Genomic DNA, 24820 nt, shown 5'->3' with positions numbered 1-24820 from the left:
TTTGATCTTTCAGCGTTTGGCGCCGGTAAGCGGCAGCCAGGAATGAACTTTGAACGGGGCGCCGCGCGTCTCCTCGGTGAAGACGGCAAGGCCGGAAATCGAGAGCGGCCGGCCGGTGAAACCGGCAAAACGCTCGGCCAAGATCGCTTTCATCACTGCGGCGCGCGTCTCCGGTACCTGACCGCTCAGCGTCATGTGAAAGCCGAAATCCTCCATGACGTAAGGATAACCCCAGCGATGCAGATTGGCGCGTTGGCTGTCGCTGAGCTTCTCCGGATTGCGCCTGTTGGTGTCGGCCTCGGAGAGTGCGGCGCGAAACGGCTCGAAGGATTTTACCACCTTCGCGGCGAAATCCTGAAGAGGTTGATGAAGAGAGCCGGGAACAAGGGCAAAAAAACGGCCGAGCTGGCCGAGTACGAGCTCGGGAATCTCGAAGGCCGGCGTGCTGGCGGCAAATTCCTCCGCAACCGCCATGAGATCCTTCTCGGTGACGGTGGCGGCAAGTGAAAATGGCGCCTTGATCGTGGCGTGAAAGCCGTAGCGTCGCGGGTCGGCGGTCAGGTCGAACTGCTCTTCCGCACTGAGCGTCTCATGCTCCGGCGCAGGATAGGCCTCGCCGGTGAAAGCATCGCGGCCGAGCCAGCGCGAGGCGGCGCCGGTCAGGGGATCATCCTTCGGCGGCGAGAAATAGAGAGCGTAGCGCAAGGCTTTTATCCTGGGGATCGTCGAGACGGGGGAGCGCAATGTGCAGTGATTTGGCGGCCAACCGCAAGCAGGCTCCCGGCTAAAAGATTTCGGTGACAGAATGATGATGACGGCAGCTTGTCAGTGGTTCTTTTTCCCCATCACGCGCGATCGCAGCGCATTCGAGAGGTTGTCGAAGGCGAAGACGACCAGGAGTATCAGAAGCACCATGTAGGCGACTTTGTCCCAGTCCGAATTTGTCTTCATGGATTCCAGCAATTTCAGGCCAATGCCGCCCGCACCGACGGCGCCGATCACGGTTGCCGAACGGGTATTCGATTCCCAGAAATAAAGTGATTGCGAGATGAAGACCGGCAGGACTTGTGGAACGACGCCGAAACGTTGAACGGCAACTGGCGCCGCACCCACCGACTTGACGCCCTCACGCTGCTTGTCGTCGATGTTCTCGAGGGCTTCGGCGTAGACTTTTCCGAGCGCGCCGGTATCGGTGAAGAAAATCGCCGCGATCCCGGGAAGCGGCCCCGGACCGAAGGCACGGGTGAAGAACAACGCCCAGATCAGCATGTCGATCGAGCGCAGGAAATCGAAGAGCCGCTTCGTGGCCCAGTTCACAGCGCGGTTACGCATGATGTTGCGTGCGGCGATGAAGGCGAGCGGAAAAGCAACCAGGGTGCCGAATAATGTGCCGACAAAGGCCATGACCAGTGTCTGCATCAGTTTCGACAGGATGTCGCCGTGCTGCCAGCTCGCGTTGTTGAGGAAGTTGTCCAATGCCAGCGACGCGTTGGATTGATTTGCATCGAGTCGTGCGCCCGAGAACATCAGGCCCACGACTTCGGGCAGGCTGCGGCCCCAGAAGGGCGATTGCGTATCGAAGAAGAAGTTCGCCCAGCCGAGAAAGCGGCGCTGTACGTAGACCTGGCTGGTGCGGATTTCTGCCTGCCCGGAAAAACCGTAATAGACATTCACCTTGTTGTCGTCCTGCTGCATCTGGACTGGCGCATCGGCAGGCAAAGAGGCACGGTCGCGGGTGATGGTGACGGGATAGAGCTTGCCGTCGATATAGACGTCAACGCGGCTTGGGCTCACTTCCAGACGGTCACCGTCGCTGCCGAAGGTGACAGTGTATCTGCGCCCATCGGCGCTGGGCTTGAGCCAGTAGATCTCAGCGCCTTCGGGATACTGGCGACGGCTTGTCCATTGTGGGACGACCTGATCGTTCTGGAAACGCAAGCGCGGCTGGGCACGCCAGGAATACCAGTCCTGAACATAGATTGCTGCGCGATCCCAGTTGCCGTTTACGAAAGTCGGAATGACGTTGAAGAAGGCGAAGCAGAAGGCAAGGTAGACGAGGACTGCCGCAGAGATGAGGAGAAGGCCCCATCGCTGCATGAAGCTGCGGTGGAAGACGTCCGGATAGGCGGTCAGCAGGCGGTTGCGTTCGACGGCGTTCATGGTCAGGCCAGAGGACATCACGCTGCTCCCCGGCCAAATTCGAAGGACTGCCGGCCGATCAGCCGTTGACGCAGCCAGGCGGAAAATTGATCAACGCAAATGACGGTGATCAGCAGCAGGATGATGATTGCGTAAGTCTTGGCGGCATGGTCGCGTCCAATCGACAGGCTGAATACCTCGCCTATGCCGCCGCCGCCGACGGCGCCGATAATGGTCGAGGCACGCACATTTATCTCGGTACGCAGCAGCGTGTAGGAAACGAAGTTCGGGAGCACCTGCGGCAGGATGGCAAAACGTACACGCTCCAGCCAGCCGGCTCCGACGGCGCGCAGGCCTTCATCCGGCTTCATGTCGGCGTTCTCGACAACTTCAAAGAACAGCTTTCCAAGCGCGCCGACGGTGTGGAACCACACCGCGATGATTGCTGAGATAGGGCCGATCGACAGGATCGCCGCGAGAAGACCGGCGGTGACGATCTCTGGAAAGGCGCGCATGATCTCCATGATGCGCCGCACGATCCAGCGCGTGAGACCTGCACCGACGAGGTTGGTGGACGCGAAAAAGCAGAGCAGGAACGCGCCGCTCGCACCCAATATGGTGGAGACGATGGCGATGTTGAGCGTGATCGCGAGCTCGTAGAAGAGATTCGGTATGTAGAAACTGTCGGTGATCCAGACGCGGTCGCTTGTATAGTCGTATTTTATCGAACCGTCGGAGTAGGGCGACGGCAGGTCGAACATGGCGCGGAAGATCTCCAGCGGGCTGTCCGGCACGAAGCTCTTCATGAAATCGAAGAAATAGGGCAGGCGCTCAAAGAACTTGCCCGAGTTGGCGCTGTTGGCGAAATCGAGCGAAGTGCCGAGGATAATCAGGAAGATCACGATGGAGACGGCCGTATAAATCCGGCGAGTTCGGACTTGGTTCTGGTAATTGTCGAGGATCGTACGGGAGCTTTCCTGCAGTCCGTTCAGATGATCCGCTCCGGCCGAGTGCGCCATATGTGGCTTCCTTATTTGGAACGCGGCGGCATCGTGACGATGCCGCCGGAAGATTGCACAGACCGAGGATCAGCCGCCGATAACGGCTTTGCGGGCATCGATGATCGTCTGGTAGAAGCTCTGGTCGACCGGCGACCAGTCAACGTAGCCGCCGCCGGTGAACGATTCGAAGCAGCTCATGTCCTTCTTCGGCAGCTCTGCGAAGTAAGCGGTAACCTTCTTCTGGAGATCGGCCGGCAGCTTCTGGGAAACCATCAGCGGGCCATTCGGGATGAGCGGCGACTTCCAGACCTGGACGATATCGTCCATGTCGAGCAGACCCTTGGCGACCATCTGGTGCAGGTTGCCGGAGGTGTAGCCCTGCGCCCAATCGCCCTGAGCGGAACCGAAGGTGGTGCCGACATCGAACTTCTTGTCGAGAACACCGAGGACGAGGTTTTCGTGGCCGCCGCCAAAGCCGGTTTCAGAGAAATACTGCTTGACGGGAACGCCGATGTCCTTCGGCAGGGCAACGTTCGGAACAAGGTAGCCCGAGGTGGAGTCCGGATCGGCGAAGCCGAGCTTCTTGCCCTTGGCGTCGGCGAGCGTCTTGATGCCCGAATCCTTGCGGGCCACCATGATCGAGTAGTAGCCGGTCGAACCGTCGGCCTGCTTGGTCGTGAGAACCGGGGTAACGGCGTTCGGATCCTTGAGGTAGATAGCCGCGTACGAGGAGGCGCCCATGACGGTGAGATCGATCGTGCCGCCGAGAAGGCCCTGGATGACGCCGTTATAGTTCGGCGACGGGAAGAGCTGCACTTCGGAAACGCCGGTGGCGGCGATCAGGCCTGGTTTGACGCACTCGGTACGGCGCACCTGGTCGGCTTCGTTTTCACCGCCATCGAGACCGATGCGGAGGACTTTGACGTCCTGAGCGGCGGCATTGCCGGCGAGGGCGGCTACGGCGATGGTTGCCATCAAAATCTTGCGGAATGCAGACATGGAAGTCTCCTGTTGTGACGTGGCTTGTCAGTTGGTTCTCCGGCCGTTGTCCCGTCGGCCGGACACGGGTCAATGCATGGCGGCTGTTTTGGCCATCATGCCGGATGATGAGGCCTCGGCGCGGCGCGTGGATTCGAGGCTGGTCGACGTCATGGTTTCGTCGATGCCGGCGCCGTCCTTGTCAGTCCCGTAGATCGCCTTCACCGCTTCGGCGGTCAGCTCGGACGGCTTGCCGTCGAAGACCACGCGGCCGCCGGCCATGCCGACGATGCGCTCACAATAGTTGCGGGCGGTATCGAGCGTGTGGAGGTTGGTGATGACGGTGATGCCCTCGCGCTCGTTGATGTCGCGCAGCGCATCCATGACGATCTTGGCGTTCAGCGGATCGAGCGAGGCGATCGGCTCGTCGGCAAGAACCATCTTCGGGTTCTGCATCAGCGCGCGGGCGATCGCCACGCGTTGCTGCTGGCCGCCGGAAAGCGTGCCGGCCGCCTGCAGCGCCGTCTGCTCGATGCCGAGGCGTTCGAGGGCCGCGATCGCGTGCACGCGTTCCTCGCGGGTGAAGATGTTGAGGAGGCTCAGGAACGTCGAGCGGTGATTGAGGCGGCCGAGCATGACATTGGTGAGAACATCGAGGCGTGGCACCAGGTTGAACTGCTGGAAGATCATCGCGCAGTCGCGCTGCCAGTTGCGCAGCGCCCGGCCGCGAAGCCCGGAGACCTCGACACCGGCGAATTGGATGGAGCCGGAGCTCGGCTCCTGAAGTCGGTTGATCATGCGCAGCAGCGTCGACTTGCCGGCGCCGGAGCGGCCGATGATGCCGACCATCTGGCCTTGGGGAATGGCGAGCGTGACGGAATCGACAGCGAGCTTTTTTCCGAAACGACGTGTGACATTCTTCAGCTCGAACATCATGCTCTTCCCTTGCGATCCAGGCCTTGGTCAGCATCGCATTAGTCCCGCTTGATGAACCTCACATGTCATATTTGTGTAAGTCCTGTCACAATTCTCCGCCCCAATATCGGGGGTTTAGCCGTCGTAGCGAGATAGGAAATCTTCCGCGGTCAGGTTGCGGAAATCCTGGAGCGCCTGACGCAGTCGGTCATGCTCCCAGTCCCACCAGGAAAGCCTGTCCATCCGTTTGCCGACCTCTCTTGGAAAGCGCTCGCGGATGAGCTTGGCCGGTACGCCGCCGACGATCGCGTAAGGCGCGACGTCCTTCGATACGACGGCGCCGGCCCCGATCACCGCGCCGTTGCCGACGTTGACGCCGGGCAGGATCGTCGCCCCGTGGCCGATCCAGACGTCGTTGCCGATCGTCACGCGGTTTGCGCGCCGCCAGGCGAAGAAGTCCGTCTCCATGTCGCCGTCTGGCCAATAGTCAGCGGCGCGATAGGTGAAATGATGCAGTGTCGCGCGCCAGGTCGGATGGTTGGTGGCGTTGATGCGCACGGCGGCGGCGATATTGACGAACTTGCCGATCGTCGCACACCAGACGGAGCCATCCTGCATGATGTAGGAATAGTCGCCGAACGTGGCCTCGCTGATGCGGCAGCGTTCAGACACCTCCGTATAGCGCCCGAAGGTGGAATCGCTGACGGATGCCGTCTCATGAAAGTAGGGCTCGATACCCAGCTTGCGGCTCATGCAGCGATCTTTCTGGGTGAGAATTGCTGGACGTCGAGGATGCGGTCGGCGACGGCTTCGCGCACCTCTTCGTCGTGGAAGATGCCGAGAAGGGCCACCCCCGCCTTCTTCTTTTCCGCGATCATGCCGACGACGACGGCGCGGTTCCTGGCATCGAGTGAGGCTGTGGGCTCGTCGAGAAGCAGGATCGTGTGCTCAGTGATGAAGCCGCGCGCGATGTTGACGCGTTGCTGCTCGCCGCCGGAGAAGGTGGCGGGCGGAAGCTGCCAGAGCGTTTCCGGCAGATTGAGCCTGGCAAGCAGGGTGCCCGCCTTTTCCCGTGCCGTGACGGCGTCCTCGCCGCGTGCCACCAGCGGTTCGGCAACCACGTCGATCGCCGCGACGCGCGGCACGGTGCGCAGGAACTGGCTGACATAACCGAGCGTATTGCGGCGGACGTTGAGCACGGTGCGCGGATCGGTGGAAGCCAGATCGACGATGCGTCCGTCGTGGCGAATGAGGATCTGGCCGGTGTCGACGGCATAATTGCCGTAGATCATCTTGAGCAGCGAGCTCTTTCCAATGCCCGATGGGCCACCGAGGACGACGCATTCGCCCGATGTGACCGAGAAGGCGACATTGGAGACGACAGGCAGCTTGATACCGTCGCGCAGATGCATGGTGAAGCTCTTCGAGACTTCGGAAACGACGAGGGGCGTTGCCATGATTTCTTCTTCCTTGGTTTCGGACCTCAGACCTGCAGGATCGAGGAGACGAGCAGCTGCGTATAAGGTTCGCGCGGGTCGTCGAGCACGCGGTCGGTGAGCCCGTGTTCGATGACGTAGCCGTCCTTCATCACCATCATCCGGTGCGAGAGCAGGCGGGCGACGGCGAGATCGTGGGTGACGATAATGGCCGAGAGGCCGAGATCGTTGACGAGACCGCGCACGAGATCGAGCAGGCGCGCCTGCACCGAGACGTCGAGGCCGCCGGTTGGCTCATCCATGAAGACGAGGCGTGGGCCGGTGACGAGGTTGCGGGCGATCTGCAATCGCTGACGCATGCCGCCGGAAAAGGCGCGCGGCTGGTCGTCGATGCGGTCGGCATCGATCTCGACGCGTTCCAGCCAGTCGATGGCGGTGGAGCGGATCTTGCCGTAATGCCGGTCGCCGATCGCCATGAGGCGTTCGCCGACATTGGCGCCGGCCGACACCGTCATGCGCAGGCCATCGGCCGGGTTCTGGTGCACGAAGCCCCAATCGGTGCGCATCAGGAAGCGCCGCTCGGCCTCGTTCATGCGGTAGAGATCGCGGTAGCTGCCATCGCGCATATGATATTCGACGCTGCCGGTGCTCGGCAGCAGCCGGGTGGAGAGGCAGTTGAGCAGCGTCGTCTTGCCGGAGCCGGACTCGCCGACGATGGCGAGCACTTCGCCGGGCCAGAGCTCGAAGGAGACGTCGCGGCAGCCGATGCGGTTGCCGTAGAATTTCGAAACGTCATGGACTTTGAGGAGGGGCGTATCGCTCATTCTGCAGCCTCCCGGGCCAGCATCTCGCCGGCATGCCCGTGCGCGCGGCGGTCTTCGCAATGATCGGTGTCGGAGCAGACGAACATCCGCCCGCCCTTGTCGTCGAGAACCACCTCGTCGAGATAGACATCCTCCGCACCGCATAGGGCGCAGGGTTTATCGAAACGCTGGATATCGAAGGGATAATCCTCGAAATCCAGGCTGACGACGTCGGTATAGGGCGGAACCGCATAGATGCGTTTCTCGCGTCCGGCGCCGAAGAGCTGCAGCGCGTCCGACATATGCATCTTCGGATTGTCGAATTTCGGCGTCGGCGACGGGTCCATGACATAGCGGCCATGGACCTTCACCGGATAGGCGTAAGTCCGCGAGATGCGGCCGTTATGGGCGATGTCCTCGTAGAGCTTTACATGCATGAGGCCGTATTCTTCGAGTGCATGCATCTTGCGGGTCTCGGTCTCGCGCGGTTCGAGGAAGCGCAGCGGCTCGGGGATCGGCACCTGGTAGACGAGCACCTGGCCGGGTCCGAGTTTTTCCTCGGGAATGCGGTGGCGCGTCTGGATGATCGTCGCATCCTTGGTATGCGTCGTCACCGCGACATTGGCGACCTTCTGGAAGAAGGCGCGGATGGAAACGGCGTTGGTCGTATCGTCGGCACCCTGGTCGATGACCTTCAGCACGTCGTCCGGTCCGATGATCGAGGCCGTCACCTGCACGCCGCCGGTGCCCCAGCCGTAGGGCATCGGCATTTCGCGCGAGGCGAAGGGCACCTGGTAACCGGGAATGGCGATTGCCTTCAGGATAGCCCGGCGGATCATCCGCTTGGTCTGTTCGTCGAGATAGGCGAAGTTGTAGCTGGCCAGATCGGTCATTCAGCGGCTTCCTTCATGTCTTCACCACCGTTGCGGGCGGCTTCGAATTCGCGGCGCATGCGGCGGACGAGATCGAGTTCGGCCTGGAAATCCACATAATGAGGAAGCTTTAGGTGCTCGACGAAGCCCGTCGCCTGGACGTTGTCGGAGTGCGAGATGACGAATTCCTCGTCCTGTGCCGGCGCGGTGATATCCTCGCCGAGCTCTTCGGCGCGAAGCGCCCGGTCGACCAGCGACATCGCCATCGCCTTGCGCTCGCTCTGGCCGAAGACCAGGCCGTAGCCACGGGTGAATTGCGGCGGCGCCTTGGCCGAACCCTTGAACTGGTTGACCATCTGGCATTCGGTGATCTGGATCCTACCGAGCGAGACGGCGAAGCCGAGTTCCGGCACGTCGAATTCGACCTCGACCTCGCCGATGCGGATCTCGCCGGTGAAGGGATGGTTGCGGCCGTAGCCGCGCTGGGTGGAATAACCGAGCGCCAGCAAAAAGCCTTCGTCGCCGCGGGCGAGCGCCTGCAGGCGAAGGTCGCGGCTCATCGGAAATTCCATCGGCTCGCGCGTCAGATCGCCGATCTCGTGATCCTCCGGCATGTCGCCATCGGCCTCGATCAGGCCTTCCTCGCCGAGAATTTCGGAGACGCGCATGACGCGGCCGGTCTCGGCGGCGCGCTGCGCCGGCGTCTCGACCGCCTCGTCGGCCAGCAGCGACGGGTCGAGCAGCCGGTGGGTATAATCGAAGGTCGGCCCGAGAAGCTGGCCGCCCGGCAGATCCTTGTAAGTCGCCGAGATACGCCGTTCGATCGTCATTTCAGCCGTGTCGAGCGGCTTGGAATAACCGAAGCGCGGCAGCGTCGTGCGATAGGCGCGCAGCAGGAAGATCGCCTCGATCATATCGCCGCGCGACTGGCGGATGGCGAGTGCGGCGAGCGTACGGTCGAAAAGCGAGGCCTCGGCCATGACGCGGTCGACGGCGAGCGCCAGCTGCGCGACGATCTGGTCGATGCCGATCGCCGGCAGCGAACGGTCGCCGCGGCGGCGGTCGGCAAGCAGGCGGTGGGCATTGGCGATGGCGGCCTCGCCACCCTTGACGGCAACATACATGAGCTCAGATCTCCGTTGCAGTGATTTTGGTGGTGCGCGGCAAGCAGAGGAAGCGCGCGGCCGATGTCAGCACGATGTCGATGCCGCGCGGGAAGAGCGCGCGGTTCTCGGTCCAGAGCCGCAGGAAGGTCTCCGGCAGGCCAACCGGCGCAATGTCCGCGACACTCTGGATGCCGGGGCCGATCAGCGCCATCCGGCGCCCACCCTCGAGTTCGGAGAGCTCCATAATGAGCGTCGTCGAGCGGTCGGGATATTCCTGCGTGCCCGAGGCGAAGAGGCCGAAGGGGCAAAGCGCGGCGCCGGCTTCGGTGAAGGCGAAGCGTGCCTCGGCCTTCTCCGTGGTCAGCGGCGCGCCGACGTGGAAGCCGAGCCATTCCGGCGCGCCGGATTTCGTTAGCCCCTGCGAAAGCCAGACCGGCGTGTCGTGGTCGCAAAGAGTCAGCGCGATCGCGCCGGCGGCAATGCCGAGCGGCGCAGGCGGCGCGACATCGGGCTGAACGGTCTGGATCGTCCCGGGACGGGCCATGCCGTCCATCAGCATCTTGAAGACGCTCTGGGCATGGAAGACCGGCTCGGCAAAGCCGCCGGTCAAGGCGTCCGTCTTGAAACCCATCAGTTGTCTCCCCGCACCATGGTGAAGAAATCGACGCGGGTCGCCGCCGTCTCGTCGGCCTTGCGGCGTTCGGCAGCGGCGATCCGCTCAGTGATCGGCAAAAGCAGCGCTCGTTCGACGAAATCCGTCGTCGCCTCCTCCTGCCAGAGCGCATCGAAGATCGCCGCAAGCCGCGCCTTCTCGCGGTCGGTGCCGAGCGCCTGCGCATGGCCGATCAAGCCGGAGTCGAGCCGGACCGTCGCGCGCGTCACTGTCACCTCGCCAAGATTGAAGGGAGCGCCGCCGCCGCCGATGCGTCCGCGCACCATCACCAGCCCGGTCTCCGGTCCACGCACCGGATGCGCCGCAGGCTTTTGCGGCAACGCATTCCAGGCCGCCGAGAGTTCGCTGCGTTCTGCGCGTGCCAGCAGATCGGCGGCGCGTTTGCGCCCCGATGCCGTCTGTGACGCAGCGTTGTTGCTGTCCGCTGATATCATAGCCGCTTCCCTTAAAATGTCTATTGATATAGACAACCATACAAGCTATATCTAGTCCTAAATCGCTGCGGTGACAAGCGTGTGACATCCTGCAGCGCGGCCACGTCTTTTCAGGCGCGTGAAGAGTGTTAAAAAGGCGCGAATGGCAGGGCAGGGATGGAATGGCGGGACTGAAGCAGGTGCAAAGGCAGACCGGCGTGGCGCTCTGGCGCCAGATCGCCGACCGGATTCGCGAGGCGATCGGCAACGGCGCCTATGATGAAACCGGAATGGTGCCGCCAGAAACCGTTCTGGCGCTGCAATTCGGCGTCAACCGGCATACGGTGCGCAGCGCCTTGGCAGCTTTGGCGCAGGAGGGCATCGTCCGGGCGGTGCAAGGTCGCGGCACATTGATCGAACGCAAGGAGCGGCTGAATTTCCCGATCACCAGGCGCACCCGCTTTACCGCCGGCATCGGCGATCAGGCGCGCGAGATGCGCAGCCTGTTGCTCGATGAGGTGAAGGAGGAGGCGAGCTCTGAGATCGCCCGCTGGCTGGGGCTGAAGCCGGGAGCAACAGTGATCCGGTTGGAAACGCTGCGCGAGGCCGATAAGCGGCCGGTGTCAAAAGCGACGAGCTGGTTTCCCGCCGAGCGTTTCGCCGGGATCGGCGAGGCCTACCGCAAACATCAATCGATCACCAAGGCTTTCGCCGAACTTGGGCTGGCGGATTATGTCCGGGCGACCACCGAGGTGACGGCGGCGCACGCCGATACGGCTGATCTGGCCGATCTCGAACTCACCCCAGGGGCGATCCTTCTGATCGCCAAGGCGATGAATACCGATCTCGACGGCGTGCCGGTGCAGTATTCCATCAGCCGGTTTGCGGCCGACCGGGTGCAGTTCACCATCGAGAACTGAGGACGGCCTTCCCTGCACTGACAGGGAAGGCCGTTGGCTTCAATGTGCGCCGGACATGTCGCCGAGCACTTCCTTGGAAGCGACGGTAGAATCGGCGTTCAGCTTGTAGACCATGGGGACGCCGGTCGCGAGGTTGAGGTCAAGCACGCCTTCCTTGCTGAGCTTGTCGAGCACCATGACGAGTGAGCGCAGCGAATTGCCGTGGGCGGCGACCAGCACTTTCTCGCCGCGCAGTACCCGCGGCAAGATTTCGGTGAGGTAATAGGGCCAGACGCGGGCGCCGGTATCGCGCAGGCTTTCGCCGCCAGGAGGCGGCACGTCGTAGGAGCGGCGCCAGACATGGACTTGTTCCTCGCCCCATTTGGCGCGGGCATCGTCCTTGTTGAGCCCGGAGAGGTCGCCGTAGTCCCGCTCGTTCAGCGCCTGATCGCGGATCGTCTGCAGGTCGGGCTGGCCGACCTTGTCGAGGATGAGCTTCAGCGTGTGTTGGGCGCGCACCAGCGCCGAGGTATAGGCGACGTCGAATTTGATCCCGTATTCGGCGAGTGCTGTGCCGCCGGCATTGGCTTCCTGGATGCCGAGTTCAGTCAGATCGGGATCCTTCCAGCCGGTGAAGAGATTCTTCAGGTTCCAGTCGCTCTGGCCGTGGCGAACGAGGACGAGGGTTCCGCTCATGAATATGTCTCCGAAATGTCGTTATTGGGAAGAAAGCCCGAGCACGTCGAGCATGGAATAGAGACCCGGCTTCTTGTCGCGCGCCCAGAGAGCCGCCTTGATGGCGCCGCGCGCGAAGATCGAGCGGTCGGCCGCACTGTGCGACAGGGTGACGATTTCACCTTCTCCGGCGAAAAGCACGGAATGCTCGCCGATGACGGAGCCGCCGCGCAGCGTCGCAAAGCCGATCGTGCCGGCCTCACGGGCGCCGGTATGGCCGTCGCGCACCCGGACCGATTTCGCGGCCAGACCGATGCCGCGCCCCTTGGCCGCTGCCTCGCCGAGAAGAAGCGCGGTGCCGGAAGGCGCATCCACCTTGTGCTTGTGATGCATTTCCAAGATTTCGATATCCCAGTCATCAGGATCGAGCGCCCGGGCTGCCTGCTCGGCTAGCACGCTGAGCAGATTGACCCCGAGGCTCATATTGCCCGACTTGACGACGCGGGCATGGCGGGCGGCCGCGGCGATCCTGGCATTGTCGTCTTCCGAACAGCCGGTGGTGCCGACGACATGGACGATGCGGGCCTGGGCAGCGAGGCCCGAAAAATCCACCGTCGCTGCCGGCGAGGTGAAGTCGAGCACGCCCTCGGCATGCAGGAAGGCATTGAGCGGATCGTCGCCGATGATGACGCCGGTCGGCCCGAGCCCGGCAATCTCGCCGGCATCCTTGCCGACGAACGGTGAACCGGGGCGCTCGACGGCGGCATGCAAAGTCACGCCCTCGATCGAATGGATGAGCCGGATCAACGTCTGTCCCATGCGCCCTGCCGCGCCGACCACCACCAGTTTCATCGCAGCATCGCTCATTTCGGTCTCGCCAGGTCAGTTTGTATCGGAGGCCGAAGGCCTCTGCAGATTGTTGAGGCGAGCGTAAAGACCGTCGCTGACCTTCGCAAGCGTCTCATGATTGCCTTCCTCGACGACCCGGCCCTGCTGCATGACGACGATCTTGTCGGCGCGCACCACGGTCGAGAGCCGGTGGGCGATGACGACGACGGTGCGCCCGGTCATCGCCTCGTCGAGCGCCTTCTGCACGGCGGCTTCGGATTCGGTGTCCAGCGCCGACGTCGCCTCGTCGAGCAGCAGGATCGGCGCGTTGCGCACCAGGGCCCGGGCGATCGACAGCCGCTGGCGCTGGCCGCCCGAAAGCGTCACGCCGTTTTCGCCGACCGGCGTGTCGTAACCCTGCGGCTGGGCGCAGATGAAGTCATGCGCATAGGCAAGCCGGGCCGCCTCTTCCACCTCGGCGTCGGTGGCTTCCGGCCGGCCGTAGCGGATATTGTCGCGGATCGTGCCCTCGAACAGGTAAGGCTGCTGCGAGACATAGGCGAGCTGCTGGCGCAGCGACTTCTTGGTAATGTGGGCGATGTCCTGTCCGTCGATCAGGATCTCGCCCTCGCGCGGATCGTAAAAGCGGGGAATGAGGTTGACGACCGTGGATTTGCCGGCCCCCGAAGGCCCGACCAGCGCCGTCGTCGCGCCGCCCTCGGCGATGAAGCTGACGCCGCTCAACACGCTCTCATTGCCGTAGCCGAAGGAAACGTTGCGGAATTCGATCTTGGCTTGCGTCACCGTCAGCGGCTGAGCATCCGGCAGGTCGCGCTGGCGCGGCTCCATGTCGAGCAGTTCATAGATCATCCGCGCATTGACGACGGCACGCTCCATCTGAACCTGCAGGCGGGCGAGCCGGCGTGCCGGGTCATAGGCCAGCAGCAGCGCCGTGACGAAGGAGAAGAAGGCGCCCGGCGGCACATTATAGTAGATCGAGCGGTAGGCGGCATAGGCGAGCACGCTGGCGACGGCAAAGCCCGCAAAACTCTCGGTCAGCGGCGATGTGCGTTCGGAAAGCCGGGCAATCCGGTTCGCCCGGTTTTCGGCGCCTTTGATGAGTTTGTTGACCTTGCGTTCCAGCTCCTCTTCCATCGTGAAGGCTTTCACGATGGCAATGCCCTGGATCGTCTCCTGCATGGCGCCCAGCACGTGGCTGTTCAGATGCACGGCCTCGCGGGTTGCCGAGCGCAGCCGTTTGGAAACATAACGCAACGCATAGAGCAGCGGCGGCGCCATGATGAACACGGCAAGGCTGAGCAGCGGGTCCTGGAGGACCATCACGCCGATCAGCGAAACGAAGGTCAGGAGGTCGCGCACTGTCGAGGTTATCGTCAGGTTGAGCACGTCGCGGATGCCGCTGACGTTCTGGCTGACCTGCGCGGCGATATGGGCCGAGCGCGCCTCGCTGAAGAAGCCGACGGAAAGCGTCATCAGATGCGCATAAAGGCGGCGCTGATATCGCGCGACGATATCGTTGCCGACCTTGGAGAGCGCCACTGCCTGACCGTAACTCGCAAAACCGCGCAGCACGAAGGCGACGAAGATCGAAAGACAGATGATCCAGACAACGTCGGCGCGGCGATTGGCGAAGGCCTCATCGATGATCGCCCGCATGATCCAGGCAGTGAACGCCGTCGAAAGCGCCACGATGATGAGGCAGGCAATCGCGAAGACATAACCCCAGAGATGGTCGCGGCCGTTTTCAGCGATGATGCGCTTCAGGATGCCGGTGACGGTATCGCTGCTGACGCTCTGCTTTCTGCTTTCCGCCGCTTCCAATAATGAGCTTTCCTGTCTCGACCCAACGCGGCGCAGGGGCGACGCGTGCTTTTGGCGGCTCTATAAAGAGTTGGGATCGGTTTGGCTAGAGTGCGGCGCGTCCAGGTGGGACGCGCGCTGGATCAGCGCCGCCAGCGGCGGCCTTCCGTCGAGACGCCGAAATTGGCCGGCATGCGCGCATAGGAGGAAAGCCCGGCAAGGGCTGCCAGCGGATGCGTCACCACATAGGTCGGGATGGTGCGAAGCAGGGCGGTGTGCGGCGCCTTGTCCTCGAAGGCCGCGCGGAATTCCGGCTTCTTCAGGGCCGGGAGGATCTTCTGCGAGATGCCGCCGGAGAGGTAGACGCCGCCGCGCGCCATGAACACCATCGCCATGTCGCCGGCCACGCGGCCGAGATAGGTGGCAAACAGCGAGACGGTCTCGACGGCGGCCTTGTCGCTGCCGGCAAGCGCGTGCGAGGTGATGTCGGCCGGATCCTTGATCGTCGGCTGGATGCCGTCGACGATGCAGATGGCGTTATAGAGATTGACGAGGCCGCGCCCGCAGAGGATCTGCTCGGCCGAGACGCGGCCTTCGATCGTCTCGATATACGGGAAAATCTCATAGTCGCGCGTGCTGCGCGGCCCGAGATCGATATGGCCGCCTTCGCCGGGGACCGGGATCCAGCTGTGTTGGGCATGCACGAGCCCGCCGACGCCGAGGCCGGTGCCGGGTCCGAGCACGACGCGCGAGGCGATCATGTCGCCGGTGGCATTGCCGATGCGCTCGCGGTTTTCATCCGACAGGGCGGCGATCGCCAGCGCCTGTGCTTCGAAATCATTGACGACGAGCACGTCTTCGATGCCGAGGCCCTCGATCATCGTTCTCGGCCGCACCACCCAGTCGCAATTGGTCAGCGGGATCTCGTCGTCGTTGATCGGGCCGGCGACGGCAAGGATCGCTGAACGCGGTTGCACAGCGGTCTTGTCGAGCACGCCCTTTTGGATCGCTTCGTCGATCGTTACGAAATCGGCCGTGCGCACGTTCGGAAACTGCTTCGGCTCGGCATAGGCATCGGACAGGATGGAGAAGCGGGCATTGGTGCCGCCGATATCGCCGATCAGGATCGGGAAGGGCAGCGGAGCGGTGCTGTGGTTCGGTTTTGGCATGGCCGGTTCCGTGCTGATCAGGCTTCGAGGGTGGGAAGGAGCTTTATAGCGGTCGCATGGTTGAGAGCCATCGGAATGTCGTAGACGATCGCCAGCCGCATCAGCGCCTTCACGTCGACATCATGCGGCATCGGCGTCAGCGGGTCGACGAAGAAGATCAAGGCATCGACCTCACCGGTCGAAATCAGCGCGCCGATCTGCTGGTCGCCCCCAAGCGGCCCGCTTTTCAGCCTGACGACGTCGAGGTCGGGCACGGCATCGAGCACCCGCCCGCCGGTCGTGCCGGTGGCGACGATCTTCCAGCGCGAGAGAAGGTCCTTGTTGGCGCGGGCGAACGCGGCCATGTCGTCCTTCTTCTGATCATGCGCAATCAATGCGAGGCATTTGCCGCCGGCCATCAATCCCTCCGACCCAATAATTCAATCGATTTGACCGCTTCTATACCAAGAATTTGCGATTTGAAAGACAGCGCCGGGCGCTCCTCATTGGACCACCGGCTTGTCGTTCGGAACCGGGCCGACATCGGGCAGTTCTCCGTCGTCATCGTCATCGTCGGCGGCCGGCGCCGCGGCCGGTGCGGCGGCAAGCGCGCTCGCGGCAGAAGGTCCGCCCGCGGCGGAAGGTCCGCCGTAGGTGGCGGCCTGCATCGAGGTGACGGAAGCGGCGTCGAGCACGGCGGCGCAGGCCTTCGGCATGTCGGAGACCATCATCTCGCGCGGCGGCTTCGGCGGCTTGGCGTCCGGTTTTGGCGGTTTCGGCGGCGCCCAAGGCGCCGGCGTGAACCAATACGCGAGCGACTTATCGCAGCCGTCCCCCGCGGCGACGGCTGCTTGCGGGGTGCATCCGGCTGCACCGGGCGGGCACTTCATACGGATGTGAAAATGCGAGTCATGGCCGTATATCGGCCGGAGCTTGCCGAGGTTGGTGCGATCGCCCGTCCAGGTGTCGCACATCTTCTTCTTGATGGCGGGATTGACGAAAATGCGCTCCACCTGGGGATAGCTTGCCGCCAGCATCAAGAGACGCGCCCGCGACTCCGTCCATACCTTGGGATTGACGGTCAGGAACTTGTTCTTTTGCAGCATGGTGGTGAAAGGCAGGTTTTCACGCTCCTCTGCCGTCAGGCGGCGCGCCGGCATTGGCATGAACCATATATCGGCATCGAGGCCGATCTGGTGCGAGGAATGGCCGTTCAGCATCGGCCCGCCGCGCGGCTGGGCGATGTCGCCGACAAGAATGCCCGGCCAGCCGGCGTATCTGACCGCATCTTGCGAAAACCGTTCCAAGAGCGCGATCATCGCGGGATTGCCCCAGCGGCGGTTGCGCGAAAGCCGCATCGCCTGCCAGGTCGGCCCGTCGGTCGGCAGCGCCACGGCTCCGGTCATGCAGCCCTTGGCGTAGAAGCCGATCGGCTGCGCCGGTCCCTGCGTCGGCAGGCTGGCGCCGGCGAACAGCGCCTTGGCGCTGCCCGGGCTTGGCGTCTTCTGCCCGGCGCCGACTTCGCCGGCGGCAAGGCCCGCGCCGATTGCGCCGGCGAGCGCCAGTCTGCCGAATGTCCTGAAAGCTTGAGTGAAGCCGAATGCCATGCTGTTCCCTTGAGAAGTGATTTGTCTGCGAATCTAACGTGAAAAGAGATTTTGGTGAATCGATGATTTGCCGGGCGGACGCCGGAGGCGGCGGTGACGGAACGCCGCAGCGGTCAAGGCATCTGCGATTGCTGACGCCGATAAGGGCTCAAAATTTCGCGAGCCCGGCAAAAACCAAACTCTCTCCTGTTTTTCGCCCCTATTTCTCGTATTGTCGAATCTATGAAAAATCAGGGGAAAGTGTGAATGGCGGTTCTGTGGTTGAAGATCGGTGTGTTTCTGGCGCTTGCGGGTGTGTTGGCGCCATTGACGGCCGCGGGCCAGGACCAGCCATTTCAGATCGGAAGCTCGGTCGTCAGCGAGATGAAGTACAAGCCTGGCTTTGCGCATTTCGACTACGTCAATCCCGATGCCCCAAAAGGTGGCGATCTCCGTCTGTCCGCAAGCGGTGCCTTCGATACCTTCAATCCTCTTCTTGCGAAGGGCCAGACAGCGGTAGGCCTGTCGCTTGTTTACGACACCTTGCTAAAGCCGGCCGATGACGAACTCCTCGTCTCCTACGGCCTGCTTGCCGAAGGGCTCTCCTATCCCGATGACGTCTCAAGCGCGACCTTTCGACTGCGCAAGGAAGCGAAATGGGCGGATGGCCAGCCGGTAACGCCCGAAGACGTCATCTTCAGTCTGAGCAAGACCAAGGAGTTGAACCCGATTGCCGGCAACTACTATCAGCACGTCGTCAAAGCGGAAAAGACGGGCGAGCGTGATGTCACTTTCACCTTCGATGAGAAGAACAATCGAGAACTGCCGAACATTCTTGGCCAGTTGATGGTCGTCCCCAAACATTGGTGGGAGGCGCCGGGACCGGACGGTAAACCGCGCGACATTACCAAGACGACCCTGGAGCCGGTGATGGGGTCGGGACCTTACAAGATCGCCTCCTTCTCGCCCGGCGCCACGATCCGCTATGAACTGCGTGATGACTATTGGGGCAGGGACCTCAATGTGAATGTCGGCCAGAACAATTTCCGCAACGTCATCTACACTTATTTCGGTGATCGGGACGTCGAGTTCGAAGCCTTTCGCGCCGGCAACAGCGACTACTGGCAGGAAACCACCGCTGCCCGCTGGGCGACGGGATATGATTTTCCCGCAGTGAAGGAAGGACGCGTCAAGAAGGAGGAGGTTGCAAACCCGCTTCGCTCTACCGGCATCCTGCAAGCCCTCGTGCCCAACATGCGGCGCGACCTCTTCAAGGACATCAGGGTTCGCAAGGCGCTGAATTACGGTTTCGATTTCGAGGAGTTGAACCGCACGGTTGCTTTCAACAGTTATAAGCGGATCGACAGCTATTTCTGGAACACCGACCTCGCCTCCTCCGGCCTGCCGCAGGGACGGGAACTTGAAATACTGCAGGGGCTGAAGGACAAAGTTCCGCCAGAGGTCTTTACGACGCCTTATACCAATCCTGTCGGTGGTGATCCGCAGAAAAGCCGCGACAACCTCCGCAAGGCTATAGCACTATTGAAAGAAGCCGGGTGGGAGCTCAAGAACAACCGGATGGTCAACTCCAAAACCGGCCAACCGATGAGTTTCGAGATCCTTTTGTCGAGCCCAATGTTGGAGCGCTGGGCGGTGCCGTACACTAACAACCTCAAGAAAATCGGGATTCATGCGAGCGTCCGTACAGTCGACGCGTCGCAAGCCGTCAATCGCGAGCGCAGCTTCGACTTCGACATGATCTGGAATGTTTGGGCGGAAACGATGAATCCGGGCAATGAGCAGGCCAACTACTGGGGTTCCAGCTCGGCCAATCAGCAGGGTTCTCGCAATTATGCCGGCATTGCCAACCCCGCCGTCGATGAGCTTATTCGCATGATTATCTTCGCGCCGAACCGCGATGAGCAGATAGCGGCGATCAAGGCCATGGACCGGGTCCTGCTTGCAAATCACTACGTCATCCCGCTGTTCTACCGCGAGACGCAAAACGTTGCCTATTGGAACACCATTACGCATCCGGCGGAGTTTCCGGCCTACAGCCTTGGTTTTCCGGACGCCTGGTGGTCCACCTCGGCAAAATGAGTGGGCTTGCATTGCAGCGGGCCTGGGCTCCAAATGGCGAAAGCGAATCACGACAAGCCGGCGGGGCCGGCAAGGGAAGGCTGGCGGATTGAGCGGCATTGGACTGAACGGTGTGCAGACAAGAAAAACTTTCCCGGAGGCTGAAGGCTGATGGGCGCTTATGTCATTCGCCGCCTGCTTTTGATGATTCCGACCATTGTCGGCATCATGGCGATTTCCTTCATCGTCGTTCAATTCGCCCCCGGCGGTCCGGTCGAGCAGGTGATCGCCCAGCTGACCGGCCAGGCCGACAGCGCCGATCAGCGCCTGTCCGGCGGCGGTGATCTTCTCGGCGGAGGAGGAGGCGAAGAAAGCTCGAAATATCGCGGCGCCCAGGGGCTCGATCCGGAGCTGATCGCCAAGCTTGAAAAACAATTCGGCTTCGACAAGCCGCCGCTGACGCGTTTCGGCGAGATGATGTGGAACTACATCCGCTTCGATTTCGGCGAGAGCTTCTTCCGCAACACCTCGGTGCTCGACCTCATCAAGGAAAAGCTGCCGGTGTCGATCTCGCTCGGCATCTGGATCCTGATCTTCTCCTACGCGATCTCCATTCCGCTTGGCATCCGCAAGGCGGTCAAGGACGGATCGACCTTCGATGTCTGGACCTCGGGCGTCATTGTCATCGGTTATGCCGTGCCGAGCTTTCTCTTCGGCATCCTGCTGATCGTGCTTTTCGCCGGCGGCTCCTTTTACGACTGGTTCCCGCTGCGGGGCCTGGTTTCCGACAATTTCGACCAGCTCGCCTGGTGGCAGAAGCCGCTCGATTATTTCTGGCACCTCACTTTGCCGCTGATCTCGCTTTCACTCGCCGCCTTCGCCACGACGACGCTGCTCACCAAGAATTCCTTCATCGAGGAGATCAAGAAGCAATATGTCGTCACCGCCCGTGCCAAGGGCCTGAACGAGCGGCAGGTGCTTTATGGCCATGTGTTCCGCAATGCCATGCTGATCATCATCGCCGGTTTTCCCGGCGCCTTCATCTCCGCCTTCTTCACCGGCTCGCTGCTGATCGAGAACATCTTCTCGCTCGATGGCCTCGGCCGCCTCGGCTATCTCTCGGTGGTCAACCGCGATTATCCGATCGTCTTCGCGACGCTCTACATCTTCTCGCTGCTCGGCCTTTTCGTCAGCCTGATCTCCGACCTGATCTACACCTGGATCGATCCGCGCATCGATTTCGAGCGGAGGGATGTCTGATGGACGCTGCCGCAAATCCTGCCGTCGCAACACCCGTCAAGCCGCCGCTCAAGGGCCTGCTGTCGCCGACCAACATCCGACGCTGGAAGAATTTCCGGGCGAACGGCCGCGGCTACTGGTCGTTGTGGCTGTTCCTGCTGCTCTTCGTGCTCAGTCTCTTCGCCGAGTTCCTCGCCAACGACCGGCCGATTGTCGCCTCCTACAAGGGCGAGATCCTGTTTCCGGTGCTGATCGACTATCCCGAGGAGAAGTTCGGCGGCTTCCTTGCCGAAACCGATTACCGTTCCTCGGTGATCGCAGACGAGATCAACGCCAATGGCTGGATGATCTGGCCGCCGGTCCGCTATTCCTACCGCTCGGTCAATTCCAACATTCCGCATTCGGCGCCGACCGCTCCTTTCTGGCTGATGACCAAGGAGGAGCGCTGCTCCGGCTATCCGCAAGGGATCAACGATCCCGCCTGCACGCTCGGCAATCTCAATTGGCTCGGCACCGACGATCAGGCCCGCGACGTGCTCGCCCGCGTCATCTACGGCTTCCGCATCTCGGTGCTCTTCGGGCTGGCGCTGACCATCTGCTCGGCGATCATCGGCGTGACGGCCGGCGCGGTGCAGGGTTATTTCGGCGGCTGGACCGATCTTTTGCTGCAGCGCTTCATCGAGATCTGGTCGTCGATGCCGGTGCTCTACATCTTGCTCATCATCGCCGCCATCCTGCCGCCCGGCTTCTTCGTGCTGCTCGGCATCATGCTGCTCTTTTCCTGGGTCGGCTTCGTCGGCGTCGTGCGCGCCGAATTCCTGCGCGCCCGCAATTTCGAATATGTGCGCGCCGCCCGCGCGCTTGGCGTCAACAACCGCACCATCATGTGGCGGCACATGCTGCCGAACGCCATGGTCGCGACGCTGACCTTCCTGCCCTTCATCCTCTCCGGCTCGATCACGACGCTGACCTCGCTCGATTTCCTGGGCTTCGGCATGCCGCCGGGCTCCCCCTCGCTCGGCGAGATGATCGCCCAGGGCAAGACCAACCTGCAGGCGCCATGGCTCGGGCTGACGGCCTTCTTCGCCATGTCGATCATGCTGTCCCTGCTGATCTTCATCGGCGAAGCCGTGCGCGACGCCTTCGACCCGAGGAAGACGTTTCAATGAATGACATGACAGAACCGCTCCTTTCCGTCCGCGATCTCTCGGTTGCCTTTCATCAGGGCGGCGAAGCCTCGCTTGCCGTCGATCACATCTCCTTCGATATCGCCAAGGGCGAGGTCGTGGCGCTGGTCGGCGAATCCGGTTCCGGCAAGTCGGTCTCGGCCAATTCGATCCTGAAGCTTTTGCCCTATCCCTCCGCAAGCCACCCCTCCGGCGAAATCCTGTTCAAGGGCAAGGACCTCTTGAAGGCGTCGGAGCGGGCGTTGCGCGAGGTGCGCGGCAACGACATCACCATGATCTTCCAGGAGCCGATGACCTCGCTCAATCCGCTTCATACGATCGAGAAGCAGATCGCCGAAATCCTCGCCCTGCACCAGGGCATCACCGGCCAGTCGGCGCGCCAGCGCGTGCTGGAACTGTTGAACCAGGTCGGCATCCGCGAGCCGGAGAAGCGGTTGAAGGCCTATCCGCACGAACTGTCCGGTGGCCAGCGCCAGCGCGTCATGATCGCCATGGCGCTCGCCAACCGGCCGGAATTGCTGATCGCCGACGAGCCGACCACGGCGCTCGACGTCACCGTGCAGGCGCAGATCCTCGAACTGCTGCGGCAATTGAAGGCGGCGCACGGCATGTCGCTGTTGTTCATCACCCATGATCTCGGAATCGTACGCAAATTCGCCGATCGCGTCTGCGTCATGACCAAGGGCAGGATCGTCGAGACCGGAACCGTCGCGGAGGTCTTCGCCAATCCAAAGCACGATTATACCCGGCACCTCCTTGCCTCCGAGCCGCGCGGCGAACCGCCGCTTGCCGATCCGTCGAAGCCGGTGGTGATGGAAGGTTCCGACATTCGCGTCTGGTTCCCGATCAAGGCGGGGCTGATGCGCCGCGTCGTCGACCACGTCAAGGCAGTTGACGGCATCGATTTATCGCTGCGCGCCGGGCAGACGCTCGGCGTCGTCGGCGAGTCCGGTTCCGGCAAGACCACCCTGGGCCTGGCGCTCACGCGGCTGATCTCCTCGCAAGGGCGGATCGCTTTCGTCGGCAAGGACATAGCCGGCTATTCGTTCAGCGAGATGCGGCCGCTGCGCAACCAGCTGCAGATCGTCTTCCAGGATCCTTACGGCTCGCTGAGCCCGCGCATGTCGGTCGGCGATATCATTGCCGAAGGGCTGAAGGTGCATGAGCGCTCCTTGAGCGCCGAAGAGCGCGACCAGCGCGTCTGCTGGGCGCTGGAGGAGGTCGGTCTCGACCCTCTGACCCGCTGGCGTTACCCGCATGAATTTTCCGGAGGCCAGCGCCAGCGCATCGCCATTGCCCGCGCCATGGTGCTCAAACCGCGCTTCGTCATGCTCGACGAGCCGACCTCGGCGCTCGATATGAGCGTCCAGGCCCAGGTCGTCGATCTCCTGCGCGACCTGCAGAAAAAGCACGACCTCGCCTATCTCTTCATCAGCCATGATCTGAAGGTGGTGAAGGCGCTTGCCAACGACGTCATCGTCATGCGTTTCGGCAAGGTGGTGGAGCAGGGGCCCTCCTCGGAAATCTTCCGTGCTCCGAAGGACGATTACACCAAGGCGCTGATGGCCGCCGCCTTCAACATCGAGGCGGTGCCGACGCCCGCCGTGCAGCAGTAAAGAACATCATGTCCACACCTTCTCCTGTTCTCGTCGACATCAAGTTCAATCCCGAAGGCGTCGCCCGCGTGCTGAAAACGGCCTTTGCCGACCGCGGCAGCATCAATCTCGCCGATCCGGCCGATCGCATGCGGGATCTGCGCGCGGCCGAATACGCGCTTGTCTGGAAGCCGGATGCCGATCTTTTCAACCGGGCGCCGAACCTCAAGGTCATCTTCTCGGGCGGCGCCGGCGTCGACCATATCATCTGCATGGACGGCCTGCCTGACATACCGATCGTTCGTTTCGTCGATCGCAGCCTGACCACCCGCATGAGCGAATGGGTGGTGATGCAATGCTTGATGCATCTGCGCGGGCAATACGCCCATGACAGCCATCAGCGGCGGCGGGAATGGGCCAAATTGATCGCGCCCGAAGCAGCGGAGGTGACGGTCGGCGTCATGGGCCTCGGCGTGCTCGGGCAGGACGCGGTCGTCAAGCTGAAAGTGATGGGTTTCAACGTCATCGGCTGGTCGCGCACCCCAAAAGAGATCGATGGCGTCGAGACCTTCGACGCGCGGCAATTGGACGGCTTCCTCGCGAAGACCGACATTCTCGTCGGTCTCTTGCCGCTGACACCTGACACCACGGGCTTTTATGGTAGCGGGCTATTTAAAAAGCTCCGCCGCGACGGCGCGCTTGGGCGGCCGGTCTTCATCAATGCCGGCCGCGGCCGGAGCCAGGTCGAGGCCGACATCGTCTCGGCCATCCGGGACGGCATCCTCGGCGGCGCTTCGCTTGATGTTTTCGAGGTGGAGCCCTTAGCGTCAGATAACCCGCTATGGGAGTTGGAGAACGTCTTCATCACCCCGCATGACGCGGCGGTCTCCGAAGAGAACGCGCTGTTCCGCCATGTCGAGACCCAGATCGCCCGTTTCGAGCGCGGTGAGCCGCTGGAATTCGTGGTCGACCGCGCCGCTGGCTATTGAGCGTCCGGAACCTTCGAGACGACTGACCGTTTTCTCTGCAAAAGTTTCTTGGCGGCCGGATCGGCCGCCAAGACAGCGGAAGGAGACGATGATGGCGCATCAGACGGAAACACGCTGGGAAAAATCCGACGGCAAGCTTCACAAGGAAGAGCAGATCCCGCCGGTCAAGGCAAAGCAGGGGCGCATGGGATACCGCATCCTGACGGTGCTGCTCGTCGCGCTGATCCTCGCTTTCGTCGTTTGGATCCCGGTCGAGATCTGGGGCAATCGCGAGGCGAACGAGGTGGCGCCGCAGCAGCCCGGCCAGCAGCTCCAGCAGCAGCAATCGGACGCAGCACCTGCCCCGACGCCGCAGAACGGCAATGCCGTGCCGACAGCGCCGGCCCCGGCCCAGCCAGCGGCGCCGGCCCAATAGAGCAATTCCAGATGATCTCCCCA

Annotated in this window: 25 protein-coding genes; 7 read left to right on the top strand and 18 right to left on the bottom strand. The window is 62.4% G+C overall.

Going from position 1 to position 24820, the window contains the following annotated elements:
- Nucleotides 1–9: 9 nt before the first annotated feature.
- From K6M89_RS17785 to phnG, 12 genes are all read right to left on the bottom strand, one after another.
- Nucleotides 10–705, bottom strand: a complete 696-nt coding sequence (locus K6M89_RS17785; protein WP_222140347.1) for a DUF1045 domain-containing protein — start codon at nt 703–705, stop codon at nt 10–12.
- Between the two features lie 120 nt (nt 706–825).
- On the bottom strand, nt 826–2178 hold the full coding sequence (phnE, locus tag K6M89_RS17780) for a phosphonate ABC transporter, permease protein PhnE (RefSeq protein ID WP_222140346.1): 1353 nt from the start codon (nt 2176–2178) through the stop codon (nt 826–828).
- A complete protein-coding gene (phnE, locus tag K6M89_RS17775) occupies nt 2178–3158 on the bottom strand; it encodes a phosphonate ABC transporter, permease protein PhnE (protein WP_222140345.1) in 981 nt (326 codons plus the stop codon). The genes phnE (K6M89_RS17780) and phnE (K6M89_RS17775) overlap by 1 nt, the downstream gene beginning before the upstream one ends.
- 69 nt (nt 3159–3227) lie before the next feature.
- Nucleotides 3228–4139 (bottom strand): phosphonate ABC transporter substrate-binding protein, encoded by a 912-nt coding sequence (gene phnD / locus K6M89_RS17770; RefSeq protein ID WP_222140344.1) that lies wholly within the window; start codon nt 4137–4139, stop codon nt 3228–3230.
- Nucleotides 4140–4208: 69 nt separating this feature from the next.
- Nucleotides 4209–5051, bottom strand: a complete 843-nt coding sequence (phnC, locus tag K6M89_RS17765) for a phosphonate ABC transporter ATP-binding protein (RefSeq protein ID WP_222140343.1) — start codon at nt 5049–5051, stop codon at nt 4209–4211.
- Nucleotides 5052–5168: 117 nt separating this feature from the next.
- Nucleotides 5169–5786: a DapH/DapD/GlmU-related protein gene (locus K6M89_RS17760; RefSeq protein WP_222140342.1), complete on the bottom strand. Its 618-nt coding sequence runs from the start codon at nt 5784–5786 to the stop codon at nt 5169–5171.
- Nucleotides 5783–6490: a phosphonate C-P lyase system protein PhnL gene (gene phnL, locus K6M89_RS17755; RefSeq protein WP_222140341.1), complete on the bottom strand. Its 708-nt coding sequence runs from the start codon at nt 6488–6490 to the stop codon at nt 5783–5785. The genes K6M89_RS17760 and phnL overlap by 4 nt, the downstream gene beginning before the upstream one ends.
- A gap of 26 nt (nt 6491–6516) precedes the next feature.
- On the bottom strand, nt 6517–7293 hold the full coding sequence (gene phnK / locus K6M89_RS17750; RefSeq protein ID WP_222140340.1) for a phosphonate C-P lyase system protein PhnK: 777 nt from the start codon (nt 7291–7293) through the stop codon (nt 6517–6519).
- Nucleotides 7290–8165 (bottom strand): alpha-D-ribose 1-methylphosphonate 5-phosphate C-P-lyase PhnJ, encoded by an 876-nt coding sequence (locus tag K6M89_RS17745; protein ID WP_029873730.1) that lies wholly within the window; start codon nt 8163–8165, stop codon nt 7290–7292. The genes phnK and K6M89_RS17745 overlap by 4 nt, the downstream gene beginning before the upstream one ends.
- Nucleotides 8162–9268: a carbon-phosphorus lyase complex subunit gene (locus K6M89_RS17740; RefSeq protein WP_222140339.1), complete on the bottom strand. Its 1107-nt coding sequence runs from the start codon at nt 9266–9268 to the stop codon at nt 8162–8164. Before K6M89_RS17740 ends, K6M89_RS17745 begins: the two co-directional genes overlap by 4 nt.
- Nucleotides 9269–9272: 4 nt before the next feature.
- A complete protein-coding gene (gene phnH / locus K6M89_RS17735) occupies nt 9273–9881 on the bottom strand; it encodes a phosphonate C-P lyase system protein PhnH (protein WP_222140338.1) in 609 nt (202 codons plus the stop codon).
- Nucleotides 9881–10357, bottom strand: a complete 477-nt coding sequence (gene phnG / locus K6M89_RS17730) for a phosphonate C-P lyase system protein PhnG (RefSeq protein WP_222140337.1) — start codon at nt 10355–10357, stop codon at nt 9881–9883. The genes phnH and phnG overlap by 1 nt, the downstream gene beginning before the upstream one ends.
- A 161-nt stretch (nt 10358–10518) precedes the next feature.
- On the opposite strand from phnG, the gene phnF reads away from it, so the two are divergent.
- Nucleotides 10519–11256, top strand: a complete 738-nt coding sequence (phnF, locus tag K6M89_RS17725; RefSeq protein ID WP_097581311.1) for a phosphonate metabolism transcriptional regulator PhnF — start codon at nt 10519–10521, stop codon at nt 11254–11256.
- Nucleotides 11257–11295: 39 nt separating this feature from the next.
- Here the strand turns inward: phnF and K6M89_RS17720 are convergent, their stop codons facing one another.
- The 6 genes from K6M89_RS17720 to mepA all read right to left on the bottom strand — a co-directional run bounded on the left by K6M89_RS17720 (nt 11296) and on the right by mepA (nt 17314).
- Nucleotides 11296–11931 carry a 2,3-bisphosphoglycerate-dependent phosphoglycerate mutase gene (locus tag K6M89_RS17720; RefSeq protein WP_222140336.1) on the bottom strand — a complete coding sequence of 212 codons (636 nt, stop codon included), beginning with the start codon at nt 11929–11931 and terminating at the stop codon, nt 11296–11298.
- Between the two features lie 21 nt (nt 11932–11952).
- Nucleotides 11953–12777 carry a 4-hydroxy-tetrahydrodipicolinate reductase gene (dapB, locus tag K6M89_RS17715; protein WP_222140335.1) on the bottom strand — a complete coding sequence of 275 codons (825 nt, stop codon included), beginning with the start codon at nt 12775–12777 and terminating at the stop codon, nt 11953–11955.
- Nucleotides 12778–12792: 15 nt separating this feature from the next.
- Complete coding sequence (locus K6M89_RS17710; protein ID WP_222140334.1) at nt 12793–14580, bottom strand: ABC transporter ATP-binding protein; 1788 nt, start codon at nt 14578–14580, stop codon at nt 12793–12795.
- 122 nt (nt 14581–14702) lie between these two features.
- A complete protein-coding gene (locus K6M89_RS17705; RefSeq protein ID WP_222140333.1) occupies nt 14703–15728 on the bottom strand; it encodes a glucokinase in 1026 nt (341 codons plus the stop codon).
- A 17-nt stretch (nt 15729–15745) separates the two neighbouring features.
- On the bottom strand, nt 15746–16126 hold the full coding sequence (locus tag K6M89_RS17700; protein ID WP_097581316.1) for a methylglyoxal synthase: 381 nt from the start codon (nt 16124–16126) through the stop codon (nt 15746–15748).
- An 84-nt stretch (nt 16127–16210) separates the two neighbouring features.
- Complete coding sequence (gene mepA, locus K6M89_RS17695; RefSeq protein WP_222140332.1) at nt 16211–17314, bottom strand: penicillin-insensitive murein endopeptidase; 1104 nt, start codon at nt 17312–17314, stop codon at nt 16211–16213.
- 246 nt (nt 17315–17560) lie between these two features.
- On the opposite strand from mepA, the gene K6M89_RS17690 reads away from it, so the two are divergent.
- From K6M89_RS17690 to K6M89_RS17665, 6 genes are all read left to right on the top strand, one after another.
- A complete protein-coding gene (locus K6M89_RS17690) occupies nt 17561–19393 on the top strand; it encodes an extracellular solute-binding protein (RefSeq protein ID WP_222140331.1) in 1833 nt (610 codons plus the stop codon).
- Nucleotides 19394–19543: 150 nt separating this feature from the next.
- A complete protein-coding gene (locus tag K6M89_RS17685; protein WP_222140330.1) occupies nt 19544–20632 on the top strand; it encodes a microcin C ABC transporter permease YejB in 1089 nt (362 codons plus the stop codon).
- Nucleotides 20632–21780, top strand: a complete 1149-nt coding sequence (locus K6M89_RS17680; RefSeq protein WP_222140329.1) for an ABC transporter permease — start codon at nt 20632–20634, stop codon at nt 21778–21780. Before K6M89_RS17685 ends, K6M89_RS17680 begins: the two co-directional genes overlap by 1 nt.
- The gene (locus K6M89_RS17675; protein WP_222140328.1) at nt 21777–23414 is read left to right on the top strand and encodes an ABC transporter ATP-binding protein; all 1638 of its coding nucleotides are present in this window, start codon (nt 21777–21779) and stop codon (nt 23412–23414) included. Before K6M89_RS17680 ends, K6M89_RS17675 begins: the two co-directional genes overlap by 4 nt.
- An 8-nt stretch (nt 23415–23422) precedes the next feature.
- Nucleotides 23423–24382: a 2-hydroxyacid dehydrogenase gene (locus K6M89_RS17670; protein WP_222140327.1), complete on the top strand. Its 960-nt coding sequence runs from the start codon at nt 23423–23425 to the stop codon at nt 24380–24382.
- A gap of 88 nt (nt 24383–24470) precedes the next feature.
- Entirely contained in the window at nt 24471–24797 is a 327-nt protein-coding gene (locus tag K6M89_RS17665; RefSeq protein WP_097581323.1) for a hypothetical protein, read from the top strand.
- Nucleotides 24798–24820: the final 23 nt, after the last annotated feature.

It is taken from the genome of Rhizobium croatiense (genome assembly GCF_019793465.1).
Lineage (GTDB): Bacteria > Pseudomonadota > Alphaproteobacteria > Rhizobiales > Rhizobiaceae > Rhizobium > Rhizobium croatiense.
Note: the sequence above shows the minus strand (reverse complement) of the source record. Positions and strands in the feature narration are given on the sequence as shown.